This window comes from Streptomyces sp. M92 (assembly GCF_028473745.1).
In the GTDB taxonomy this organism is placed as follows: domain Bacteria; phylum Actinomycetota; class Actinomycetes; order Streptomycetales; family Streptomycetaceae; genus Streptomyces.
In genome coordinates, this window is record NZ_CP101137.1 from 1,674,437 (window position 1) to 1,686,265 (window position 11,829).

General features: G+C 70.8%; 8 protein-coding genes. 2 read left to right on the top strand and 6 right to left on the bottom strand.

Annotated elements, in window-relative coordinates; genetic code table 11:
* The first annotated feature begins 8 nt into the window (after window positions 1-8).
* Window positions 9-896, top strand: a complete 888-nt coding sequence (locus M6G08_RS07615; RefSeq protein WP_272586411.1) for an HAD family hydrolase — start codon at window positions 9-11, stop codon at window positions 894-896.
* A 27-nt stretch (window positions 897-923) separates the two neighbouring features.
* Here the strand turns inward: M6G08_RS07615 and M6G08_RS07620 are convergent, their stop codons facing one another.
* The 5 genes from M6G08_RS07620 to M6G08_RS07640 all read right to left on the bottom strand — a co-directional run bounded on the left by M6G08_RS07620 (window position 924) and on the right by M6G08_RS07640 (window position 10,000).
* Window positions 924-1,967, bottom strand: a complete 1,044-nt coding sequence (locus M6G08_RS07620; RefSeq protein WP_272586412.1) for a M23 family metallopeptidase — start codon at window positions 1,965-1,967, stop codon at window positions 924-926.
* Window positions 1,968-2,089: 122 nt separating this feature from the next.
* Complete coding sequence (locus tag M6G08_RS07625; RefSeq protein ID WP_272586413.1) at window positions 2,090-3,772, bottom strand: GAF domain-containing sensor histidine kinase; 1,683 nt, start codon at window positions 3,770-3,772, stop codon at window positions 2,090-2,092.
* Window positions 3,773-3,886: 114 nt separating this feature from the next.
* Window positions 3,887-7,390, bottom strand: a complete 3,504-nt coding sequence (gene cydD, locus M6G08_RS07630) for a thiol reductant ABC exporter subunit CydD (RefSeq protein WP_272586414.1) — start codon at window positions 7,388-7,390, stop codon at window positions 3,887-3,889.
* Window positions 7,391-7,469: 79 nt separating this feature from the next.
* On the bottom strand, window positions 7,470-8,474 hold the full coding sequence (gene cydB / locus M6G08_RS07635; RefSeq protein ID WP_272586415.1) for a cytochrome d ubiquinol oxidase subunit II: 1,005 nt from the start codon (window positions 8,472-8,474) through the stop codon (window positions 7,470-7,472).
* A 20-nt stretch (window positions 8,475-8,494) separates the two neighbouring features.
* Complete coding sequence (locus tag M6G08_RS07640; protein ID WP_272586416.1) at window positions 8,495-10,000, bottom strand: cytochrome ubiquinol oxidase subunit I; 1,506 nt, start codon at window positions 9,998-10,000, stop codon at window positions 8,495-8,497.
* A 209-nt stretch (window positions 10,001-10,209) separates the two neighbouring features.
* On the opposite strand from M6G08_RS07640, the gene M6G08_RS07645 reads away from it, so the two are divergent.
* Complete coding sequence (locus tag M6G08_RS07645) at window positions 10,210-10,584, top strand: cyclophilin-like fold protein (RefSeq protein WP_272586417.1); 375 nt, start codon at window positions 10,210-10,212, stop codon at window positions 10,582-10,584.
* Between the two features lie 51 nt (window positions 10,585-10,635).
* Here the strand turns inward: M6G08_RS07645 and hisC are convergent, their stop codons facing one another.
* Window positions 10,636-11,715, bottom strand: a complete 1,080-nt coding sequence (gene hisC, locus M6G08_RS07650; RefSeq protein ID WP_272586418.1) for a histidinol-phosphate transaminase — start codon at window positions 11,713-11,715, stop codon at window positions 10,636-10,638.
* Window positions 11,716-11,829: the final 114 nt, after the last annotated feature.

Here is an 11,829-nt window from a genome sequence, read left to right on the forward strand (position 1 = left end):
GCAGGCATATGCGGGAGAATGACCGGGTGACCTCAGCGACCCGACAGCCCGAGCCCCCGGCCGCGGTACTTCGCCCGCGGCTCATCGCCACCGACCTCGACGGCACTCTGCTGCGGGACGACAAGTCGGTCTCCCCGCGCACGGTCGCCGCGCTGGCCGCCGCCGAGAAGGCGGGCATCGAGGTCTTCTTCGTCACCGGCCGCCCCGCCCGCTGGATGGACGTCGTCAGCGCCCACGTCCACGGACACGGCCTCGCCATCTGCGGCAACGGCGCCGCCGTGGTCGACCTCCACGGCGGCCCCGGCACACACCGGTTCGTGAAGGTCCGGGAGCTGGCCCGGCAGAACGCACTGGACGCCGTACGGCTGCTGCGCGAGGCGGCGCCCGGCACGGTGTACGCGGTCGAGCAGACGTACGGCTTCCACCAGGAGCCGGCATACCCGAAACTGCACATGGAGGTCCCCGACGACCTCCTGCCCGCCGAGGAGATCCTGGCACCGGGCGGTCGCGCCGCCGAGGAGCCAGTCCTCAAGATCCTGGCCTTCCACCCCGAGCTGGATCCCGACGGCTTCCTCGCACTGGCCCGCCTCGCCATCGGCGACCGCGCCAACGTCACCCGGTCCAGCCCCAGCGCCCTGCTGGAGATCAGCGGCCCGGAGGTCTCCAAGGCCAGCACACTCGCCCTGTGCTGCGCCGAGCGCGGCATCTCGCACGAGGAGGTCGTCGCCTTCGGCGACATGCCGAACGACGTCGAGATGCTCACCTGGGCGGGACGGTCGTACGCCATGGGCAACGCGCATCCGGACGTGGTCGCCGCCGCGTCGGGGCGGACGGTCGCCAACAACGAGGACGGGGTCGCCGTGGTCGTCGAGCGGATCCTGGCGGAACTGCCCTGACGTTCGCCCGGCGGCGCCCGCGGCCCGTCAGAGCGACACCCCGCGCTCCGACAGCCACGGCACCGGGTCCAGGGCCGACCCCGTCTCGGGTGTCACCCGCACCTCGAAGTGCAGATGCGGGCCGGTGGAGTTACCGGTACTGCCCGACTGCCCGACCCACTGGCCGGGCCGGACCCTCTGGCCCTGGTCGACGGCGACCGCGGCGAGATGCGCGTACTGCGTGTAGTAACCGCCGGCGTGCTGGACCACGACCTGCATCCCGAAGGCCCCGCCGCAGGACACCTTCACCACCCGGCCCGCGCCGACCGACCGCACCGGTGTCCCGACCGGCACCGCGAAGTCCTGACCGGTGTGCCGGTTCGCCCAGCGTGCCCCGCCGCTGCCGAAGGACGCCGACAGCGCGTACGTCTGCACCGGGGCGACCCAGGGCCGGTCCAAGTCCTCGTCCGGCTGGTCGAGGCGGACCGCGCCCGGGCATGAACCGGCCGTGACCGAGGCGTCCGCCTCCCCCTCCAGGCGCGCCCGGGCCGCCTCGAGCTTGCCCTCGATCTCCTGCTTCAGCTCGGCCAGCTCCGCGTTGCGCTCCTCCAGCGCCCGCCAGGCGGCCCGTGCTTTCGCCTCGTCGGCGGCGAGCCGGGCCTCGGCCCGCAGGCTCCGGCCGATGGCGTTGTTCACGGCCACGTCGGCCCGGGTGAGGGCGTGCTGACCACGCATCAGCCCGTCGGGGTCGTCGGCCAGGAGCATCTGCGCGGTGAGCGGCAGCCCGCCGCTGCCGCGGTACTGCGCGCGGGCGATCCGGCCCAGGTCCTCGTGCATGCCGTCGATCTTCCGCCGCTGCACGTCGAGACGCTTCTCGTACTCCAGGGCCTTCGACCGCCGTGCCTCGGCCTCGCGCCGCCCGTCCTCGTACTGCCGGGTGGCCTCGGCCGCGTCCGCGTACAGTCGCGCCACCTGTGCGCCGGTGGATGAGCCGCCGTCCTCGTCCCCGGCGTCCGTGGGACGGGCCGCGAGCACGGCGAGCGCGCACAGCAGCACCGGAACCAGCAGCGGGTGACGGCGAGGTGAGCGCATGTCAGCGATCGTGGACCGCGCGGGAGCCCGGGGTCTCGTTCAGGTCGTACGAGTGGGGGACCCGTTGCTGCACACGGCGCAGTGCCGCTGCTGCACATGGAGCAACGCGGCGCCGACGGTGCTCAGTACGGGGCCTCCCACAGCACCGTCGTGCCGCTGCCGTCCCTCCCGATGCCCGGCCCGGTCCGGCTGGTGCCCCCGACGGTCTCGGCGCGCCGCTCAAGATTGCGCAGCCCGCTGCGCCGCCCACCCTCGGGGATGCCGACACCGTCGTCCGCGACGGTCAGCCGGACCCCCGGGCGGCCGTCCGGAAGCGTGACCGTGGCATCGACGGTCACCTCGATCCGGGTGGCGTCGGCGTGCCGGAAGGCGTTGGACAGGGCTTCGCGCAGCGCGGCGATGAGGTTCTTGCCGGTCAGGTCGCCGACGGCGGTGTCGACCGGGCCGACGAAGCGGTGCGAGGGCGAGAAGCCGAGCGGCACGGCGGCCATGGCGACCTCGCGCAGCACGCGTGTGCGCAGCCCCTCGGGTGACTCGGCGGGCTGCCGCAGCGCGAAGATGGCTGAGCGGATCTCCTGGATGGTGACGTCGAGCTCGTCGACGGCCCCGCCCACCCCGTCACGCACCTCGGGCGCGAGCGCCCTGCGCTGTGCGCTCTCCAGCATCATTCCCGTGGCGAACAACCGCTGGATCACGAGGTCGTGCAGGTCGCGCGCGATGCGGTCGCGGTCCTCGTAGACGGCGAGCCGTTCCCGGTCGCGCTGGGCGTCGGCCATCATCAGGGCCAGCGCGGCCTGCGAGGCGAACCGGTCGCCGAGCGCACGCTCCGTCCGCGTGAACGGACGCTCTCCCCGGGCGCGGGGCATGACGAGACCGCCGAGGACCCGCCCGTCCCTGCACAGGGGCAGCAGCATGATCGGTCCGTAACCACGCACGGGCCCGGCCGCCATGCGCGGGTCGGTGGCGGCGTCGTCCACGAACACCGGGCGCCCGGCCAGCAGTTCGGCGACGACGCCGTTGTCCGGCGGGATGACCGTGCCGAGGGCGTTCGTGGCGTGCGGTGTGGCGACGGCCACGATCTCCAGGCCGCCCCCGTCGGCCGGCAGCAGCACGATTCCCGCCCGCGCTCCGGAGAGCCGGCGGGCCTGTTCGGCGACGACCTGGAGGGCCTCGTCCATGTCACCGCCGGCAAGCAGCGCGGTGGTCACAGCGACCGACCCGTCGATCCAGCGCTCGCGCTGCCGGGCCGCCTCGTACAGCCGCGCGTTGCCGATCGCGATGCCGGCCTCGGTGGCCAGGACCCGGACCATCGCGAGGTCCGAGTCGTTGAACGGCTCCCCGGCCGGTTTGTCGCTCAGGTAGAGGTTGCCGAAGTTCTCGCCGTGTACGCGGATGGGGACGCCGAGGAAGCTGCGCATCGGCGGGTGGTGCGCGGGGAATCCGCAGGAGCGCGGGTCCTCGGTCAGGTCCGTGAGTCGGACCGGGTCCGGGTCACGGATGAGGGCGCCGAGCAGACCCTTGTGCCCGTCGGGCAGGTGGCCGATCCGCCGGGCGGTCGCCTCGTCGACGCCGTGGTGCACGAACTCGGCGAGGCCGTCACCGTCCTCGTCGACGACGCCGATGGCCGCGTACCGGGCACTCGCCAGGTCGGCCGCCGTCTCACAGATCCGGTTCAGCGTGGAGTGCAGTTCCAGTCCGCTGCCGACGGAACGCATCGCTTCCAGCAGCTTCGGCACCCGCGCCAGGAGCTCGGCCGAGGTCCCCTGGTGGGGCGGCTGCGGACCGGGAAGTGGTGCAGGGGGCATGACCCGAGCCTAATGAGACCCTTTCGTCCTGGAAAGTCACATTTCGTGAGAAGGTCGTGAACTGCAGAATGGCGGTCCGTGCATCTCGCGGCTGCGGCGGCCCCGGCCAGCCGGTCACACCACTCCCACCAGCAGTTCCGACGCCGCTTCCCGCTCGGCCATGGCCCGCAGCGGACCCGGTACGGCGGCCAGCTCCGCGTAGGTCCCCCGCTGCACGGCCCGGCCCTCGTCCAGCACGATCACCTCGTCCACGGCCTCCAGACCGGCCAGCCGGTGCGTGATCAGGAGGGTGGTACGGCCCTCGGTGGCGGCCAGCAGATCGGCGGTGAGCGCGTCGGCGGTCGGCAGGTCCAAATGCTCGGCGGGCTCGTCCAGCACCAGGACCGGGAAGTCGGCGAGCAGCGCCCGGGCGAGGGCCAGCCGCTGGCGCTGACCGCCGGACAGCCGGGCACCGTGCTCCCCCACCAGCGTGTCCAGACCCTCGGGCAGGCCGTCGGCCCACTCCAGCAGCCGGGCCCGCTCCAGCGCCTGGCGCAGTTCGCCCTCGGTGGCGTCCTTCCTGGCCAGCAGCAGGTTCTCCCGCACCGAACTGTCGAAGACGTGCGCGTCCTGGGCGCACAGTCCGACGAGCCGCCGTACGTCGTCGCCTGCCAGGGCACTGGCGTCCACGCCGGCCAGCGTGTACGAGCCGGCGTCCGTCTTGATGAACCTCAGCAGCACCTGGGCCAGGGTGGTCTTGCCAGCCCCGGAGGGACCGACCACGGCGACGCGACGGCCCTTCGCCAGTGTCAGGTCTAGCCGCGCCAGGGCGTTCCGGTCCTTCCCGGGGTACCGGGCGGCCAGTCCCTTGAGGACGACCGGGAACGGCGACGCGGGCGCCTGCCGGGGCGCCTCCGGCTCCCGTACGGGTTCGGGAGCGTCGAGCACCTCGTGCACGCGCTCCGCACTCCGGTGGACGCGCTGGCGGTACTGCACGGCAAGCGGCAGACCGAGTACGGCCTCGAAGGCGGCCAGCGGGGTGAGCACCACGACGGCCACGGCCACACCGGTGAGCCGACCGTCGGCGACCGCCTGGGCACCGACGAGGGCGGCGCCCGCGACCGTCAGGCCGGAGATCAGCGCGGTCAGTCCGTCGCCCAGCGCGGTGGCGGTGGCGGCGCGCGAGACGATCCGGGTGAGCGCGCCGTCGGCCCGGCGAGCCTCGGCGGCCCGCGCGGGCAGGGCGCCGGCGACGGTCAGTTCGGCGGTGCCGGTGAGCAGGTCGGTCACCCTGGTGGCGAGCACACCGCGGGCGGGCGCCAGCCTGTGCTCGGCCCGCCGGGCCACGGCACCGGTGATCAGCGGGACCCCCGCTCCGGCCGCCAGCAGGCCGACGGCGAGCACGGCACCCGCCTCCGGCAGCAGCCAGGCGGTGAAGCCGACGGACGCGACGGAGACGACCACTGCGGAACCGGCGGGCAGCAGCCAGCGCAGCCAGTAGTCCTGCAGGGCGTCGACATCGGAGACGAGCCGGGACAGCAGGTCGCCCCGACGGCTGCGGCGCAGTCCGGCGGGTGCCAGCCGCTCCAGACGCCGGTACACGGCGACGCGGGTGTCGGCCAGCATCCGCAGCACCGCGTCGTGGGACACGAGCCGCTCGGCGTAGCGGAACACGGCACGTCCGATGCCGAAGGCGCGCGTCGCCGTCACGGCCACCATGAGGTAGAGCACCGGTGGCTGCTCGGACGCCCGCGAGATGAGGTACCCGGAGGTGGCCATCAGGCCGACGGCACTGCCCAGGGCCAGGCTGCTGAGCGACAGCGCGAGACCCAGCCGCCCGCGCCGGGCGGCTGACATGGCTCGCACCCTGGCGAGGACTCCGCCTGCGCGCTCCGTCCCGGTGTCCGGGTCGTCGAGGGCCGCTCGGTCCGGGACGTCAGCGGCCTCCGCCCGAGGACGTGCGGCCGGTGACGCGCCGTGGACGCCGTGGGCCATGACGGCCCCAGCCGGCTCCTCCAGCCGCACCACCCGGTCGGCTACCTCCAGCAGGGCCGGCCGGTGCACGACCAGCAGCACCGTCCGTCCCGCCGCCAGCCTCCGCACCGCGGCCACGATCTCGGCCTCGGTGGCACCGTCCAGTGCGGCCGTCGGCTCGTCGAGCAGCAGCACGGGCCGGTCGGCGAGGAACGCCCTGGCGAGCGCCAGCCGCTGCCGCTGCCCGGCGGACAGTCCGCTGCCGCCCTCGCCGAGCACCGTCGCCGTGCCCTCGGGCAGCGCGTCCACGAACGCCAGCGCATGGGCGTCGCGCAGCGCCCGTCGTACGGCGTCGTCGTCGGCGTCGGGCCGCGCCAGCCGTACGTTCTCGGCGATGGTGCCCGCGTACAGGTGTGGGTGCTGCGGCACCCAGGCGACACGGGCGTGCCACTGCTCCGGGTCGAGGTCGGTGAGGTCGGCTCCCCCCACGCGGACTCGTCCGCCGGCCGGGCGCACGAAACCGAGCAGGGCGTTGAGGAGTGTCGACTTGCCCGCTCCGCTCGGGCCGACCAGGGCGACCGTCTCACCGGGCTGGACGGTGAAGTTCACGTCCGTCACGGCGTCCGTGGCACGTCCTGGGTAGCGGACGGTCACGCCCTCGAACTCCAGGGGGCCGACGGTCGGCACGGTGCCGGTCCCCGCGGCCGGTACCGGCTGCTCCAGCACCGAGAAGATCTCCTCCGCGGCGGCCAGGCCCTCTGCCGCCGCGTGGTACTGGGCGCCGACCTGGCGCAGTGGCAGATATGCCTCGGGTGCGAGCACCAGCACGACCAGGCCGTCGTAGAGGGCCATGTCCCCGTGGACGAGCCGCATGCCGATGGTGACCGCGACGAGTGCCACGGAGAGCGTAGCCAGAAGTTCTAGCGCGAAGGACGACAGGAAGGCGATCCGCAGGGTCCGCATGGTGGCCTGCCGGTACTCGCCGGTGATGCGCTTGATCGACTCGGCCTGTGCCTTGGCCCGCCCGAAGACCTTCAGCGTCGGCAGTCCGGCGACCACGTCCAGGAAGTGCCCGGACAGCCGGGACAGCAGCCGCCATTGACGGTCCATCCGGGACTGAGTCGCCCAGCCGATCAGCACCATGAAGAGCGGAATGAGCGGCAGGGTGCCGACGATGATGGCCGCCGAGACCCAGTCCTCGGTGACGATGCGGGCCAGCACCGCGACGGGGACGACCACCGCGAGTCCCAGTTGGGGGAGGTAGCGCGAGAAGTAGTCGTCGAGGGCGTCGACGCCCCGCGTAGCCAGGGCGACCAGCGACCCGGTCCGCTGTCCGCTCAGCCACCCGGGTCCGAGCACCGTGGCCCGTTCCAGCAGCCGACCGCGCAGTTCCGACTTCACCGCCGCGCTCGCCCGGTGCGCGGCCAGTTCGGTGAGCCATCCGACCAGCGCGCGACCGCATGCCACGCCTATCAGGAGCAGTAGGGGAGTGCGGAGTTCGGCGGCGGTCATGTCCTGCTGGAAGGCGCCCACCACCACCTCGGCGATGAGCACCGCCTGGGTGACGAGCAGGCCCGCGCCGATGGCACCGAGAACGACGACCGCCATCAGGAAGTGTCGAGTGGCGCGGGCGTACCGCAAGAGACGTGGGTCGATGGGTTTCACGTGAAACATGCCCTCCCGTCCGGAGAGGGTGTTTCACGTGAAACAAGGAGACCTGTCACGTGAAGCACCCCCATCGGACTCAGTGCGCGGGTTCGGCGATGTGCTGGGTGCCGATCCGCTTGCGGAACACCCAGTACGTCCAGCCCTGGTAGAGCAGGACGACCGGAGTGGCGACCGCGGCCAGCCAGGTCATGATCTTCAGGGTGTAAGGGCTGGACGATGCGTTGGTGACGGTGAGGCTCCAGTCCGCGTCGAGCGTGGACGGCATGACGTTCGGGAACAGCGTCAGGAAGAGCATCGCCACAGCGGCCACGATGGTGACGCCGGACAGGGCGAACGCCCATCCCTCACGCCCGGCCTGATTCGCCACCAGCGCGATGACAAGACCGGCCACGGCCACCACGAGGGCCACCAGGCTCTTGCCGTCGCCGCTGGCGGCCTGCGTCCAGAGCAGGAAGGCGAGGGCCAGCACCGCCGTGACGAGGCCGATGCGCAGCGCCAGGGTACGGGCCCGTTCCCGGATGTCACCGACGGTCTTGAGTGCCGTGAACACCGTTCCGTGGAAGGTGAACAGCGTCAGCGTCACCAGGCCGCCCAGGAGGGCGTACGGGTTCAGCAGTTCCCAGACGGAGCCGACGTACTCCATGTCCCGGTCGATCTTCACGCCGCGGACGATGTTGCCGAAGGCGACGCCCCACAGGAACGCCGGGATCAGCGATGTCCAGAAGATCGCGGTCTCCCAGTTGCGCTGCCAGCTCTCCTCGGGCCGCTTCACGCGGTACTCGAAGGCGACACCGCGAACGATCAGGCAGACCAGGATGACCAGCAGCGGGAGGTAGAAGCCGGAGAACAGCGTGGCGTACCACTCCGGGAAGGCCGCGAAGGTGGCGCCGCCGGCCGTGAGCAGCCACACCTCGTTGCCGTCCCAGACGGGGCCGATCGTGTTGATCAGCACCCGCTTCTCGGCCCGGTTCCGGGCCAGCAGCTTGGTGAGCACGCCGACCCCGAAGTCGAATCCCTCGAGGAAGAAGTAGCCGGTCCACAGGACCGCGATCAGAACGAACCAGACGTCGTGCAGTTCCATGACTGTGCAGCTCCCTCGGCCTAGTACGAGAAGGCCATCGGCTTGTCGGCGTCACGGAGGTCGCCGCCGATCTTCGTGGGCGGGTTGAGGTCGGCCTCGGTGAGCTCGGGCGGGCCGGCCTTGACGTACTTGGCGAGCAGCTTGACCTCGATGACGGCGAGGACGGCGTACAGCAGGGTGAAGACGGACATCGAGATGATGACCTCGGCCGTGGAGACACCGGGGGAGACCGCGTCGCGGGTCTGCATCACGCCGTAGACGACCCAGGGCTGACGGCCCATCTCGGTGAAGATCCAGCCCCAAGAGTTGGCGATCAGCGGGAACGCCATCGTCCAGAGCGCCAGGAGCCAGTACAGGCGGGTGAGCTTCGTGCCGAGCGGCTTGCGCAGGAGGACCAGGTGCGGCACCTCGTCCTCCCCGGTCCGCAGGGCGGGCGGCAGCAGGAACTTCTTCCGTGTCAGCCACAGGCCCAGCAGGCCGAGGGAGAAGGAGGCCATTCCGAAGCCGATCATCCAGCGGAAGCCCCAGTAGGCGACGGGGACGATGGGCTTGTAGTCGCCGGGACCGAACTTCTCCTGGAGGGCCTCATTGGTGTCGTTGATGCCGGGCACGTACGAGTCGAAATCGCTGTGGGCGAGGAAGGACAGCAGTCCGGGGATCTCCAGGGCGACCTTGTTGTGCCCCTCGTCGACGTCCCCGTAGGCGAAGACGGAGAAGGGAGCCGGTTCCTCGCCGTCCCACAGCGCCTCGGCGGCGGCCATCTTCATCGGCTGCTGCTCGTACATGACCTTGCCGAGGGTGTCGCCGCTGATCGCGGTGAGGATGCCGCCGACCGCCAGGGTGACGAGGCCGAGCCGGAGCGAGGTCCGCATCACCGTTATGTGCTTCTTGCGCATCAGGTGGAAGGCGGCGATGCCCACCATGAAGGCGCCGCCCGTCAGGAAGGCCGCCGAGAAGCTGTGGAAGACCTGGTTGAGGGTGGTGTTCTGGGTCAGAACGGCCCAGAAGTCGGTGAGTTCGGCCCGGCCCTTCTCCTCGTTGATCCGGTAGCCGACCGGGTGCTGCATCCAGGAGTTGGCCGCCAGGATGAAGTACGCCGACAGCAGGGTGCCGATCGAGACCATCCAGATGCAGGCCAGGTGGATCTTCTTGGGCAGCTTGTCCCAGCCGAAGATCCACAGACCGATGAAGGTCGACTCGAAGAAGAAGGCGATCAGTGCCTCGAAGGCGAGCGGGGCACCGAAGACATCACCGACGAAGCGGGAGTAGTCAGACCAGTTCATGCCGAACTGGAACTCCTGCACAATGCCGGTGACGACGCCCATGGCGATGTTGATCAGGAAGAGCTTGCCCCAGAACTTGGTCGCTCTGAGGTACTTCTCCTTCTCGGTACGTACCCAGGCGGTCTGCAGACCGGCCGTGAGGGCGGCCAGCGAGATCGTCAGGGGGACGAACAGGAAGTGGTAGACGGTCGTGATGCCGAACTGCCAGCGCGCCAGCGTCTCCGGCGCCAGAGCCATGTCCACGTCGTCACTCTCCTTGCCTCGCCACTCGCCGTGATCGGCGGCAGTTTGTGCGTGTATGTCACACCCAACTCGGGCGCAACCGAGACACGCTTGTGAACGCGTTCACATTCACAAGCAATTATGACGTACAGCTTTTCGACACCGGAAGGGGGGTCCCTTGTGACGTCAACCCCTTGGCGGGAACTTCAACATCTTGTTGAATTCGCCGCATGAAGATACGGATCTCGTGGCCTGCGGGTCACCTCACCGCGACCCTCACCGACACTCCGAGCACGCAGGCCCTCCTCAAGGCCCTGCCGCTCACCTCCTCCGCCCACACCTGGGGCGAGGAGGTGTACTTCGACACAGGTGTGTCGGTTTCACGTGAAACGGACGCCCGCCAGGTCGTCGAGCCCGGCACGGTCGCCTTCTGGATCGACGGCGACGCCCTGGCGCTGCCGTACGGGCCGACGCCGATCTCGCGAGGAGACGAGTGCCGCCTCGCGAGTCCCTGCAATGTCCTGGGCCGCCTCGACGGCGACCCGCGCCTGCTGGCGACGGTGCGGGACGGCGACCCGGTGCGCGTCGAACGCGTCGACTCCTAGCAGCTGACGACGACGCGCTACGACGACCCCGCTGCGGGCGCCACAGCCGCCCTACAGCTCCTTGCGGAACTCCTGCGCCACCTTCAGGAAGATGTCGTTCGCCTCGCTCTCACCGACCGTGACCCGCACACCCTCGCCCGGGAACGGCCGGATGACCACGCCGGACTGCTCGCACGCGTTCGCGAACGCGACCGTGCGCTCCCCCAGTCGCAGCCACACGAAGTTGGCCTGGGTGTCCGGAACGGTCCAGCCCTGCGCGCGCAGCGCGTCGACCACGCGCGTGCGCTCGCACACGAGCGATCCGACCCGCCCGATCAGCTCGTCCTCGGCCCGCAGCGACGCGATCGCCGCCTCCTGGGCGATGTGACTCACTCCGAAAGGCACCGCCGTCTTCCGCAGCGCGGCCGCCACCGGCTCATGGGCGATCGCGAACCCGACCCGCAGGCCGGCGAGGCCGTACGCCTTGGAGAACGTCCGCAGCACGCAGACGTTGGGCCGCTCGCGGTACAGCTCGCAGCCGTCCGGCACCTCGGGGTCGCGGATGAACTCGCGGTACGCCTCGTCGAGGACCACCAGCACATCACTGGGCACCCGGTCCAGGAATTGTTCCAGCTCGGCCCGCCGCACCACCGTGCCGGTCGGGTTGTTGGGGTTGCAGACGAAGATCAGCCGGGTCCGGTCGGTGATCGCGGCCGCCATCGCGTCCAGGTCGTGCACGTCGCCCGGGGTGAGCGGCACCTTCACCGAGGTCGCACCGCTGATCTGCGTGATGATCGGGTACGCCTCGAACGAGCGCCAGGCGTAGATCACCTCGTCGCCCGGGCCAGAGGTCGCCTGGATCAGCTGCTGGGCCACACCGACCGAACCGGTGCCGGTGGCCAGATGGGAGAGGGGGACGCCGAAGCGGTCGGAGAGCTCACTCATCAGGGACGTACAGGCCATGTCCGGGTACCGGTTGAACGACGAGGCCGCGGCCGTCACCGTCTCCATCACGCCCGGCAGGGGCGGGTACGGGTTCTCATTGGAGGACAGCTTGTAGGCCACCGGGCCATCGGCAGCAGCGGGCTTGCCCGGCTTGTAGGTGGGAATCCCCTCCAGCTCGGCGCGCAGCTTGGGGCTCGTCTCGCTCACCACAGTCCTCCTCATGACCACCACCGGCATCGAATACTTCTCACCATAAGAGGATTCGGCGTCGCTGCGTATAGGTGAGGCCGGACCTCATCCGTCACCAGCAACATGGGCATC

Coding starts and splice junctions, on each gene's coding strand:
- M6G08_RS07615 (WP_272586411.1), top strand. CDS start 9: ATGCGGGAGAATGACCGGGTGACCTCAGCGACCCGACAGCCCGAGCCC.
- cydB (WP_272586415.1), bottom strand. CDS start 8,474: ATGGAACTGCACGACGTCTGGTTCGTTCTGATCGCGGTCCTGTGGACC.
- M6G08_RS07625 (WP_272586413.1), bottom strand. CDS start 3,772: ATGCCCCCTGCACCACTTCCCGGTCCGCAGCCGCCCCACCAGGGGACC.
- M6G08_RS07645 (WP_272586417.1), top strand. CDS start 10,210: ATGAAGATACGGATCTCGTGGCCTGCGGGTCACCTCACCGCGACCCTC.
- M6G08_RS07620 (WP_272586412.1), bottom strand. CDS start 1,967: ATGCGCTCACCTCGCCGTCACCCGCTGCTGGTTCCGGTGCTGCTGTGC.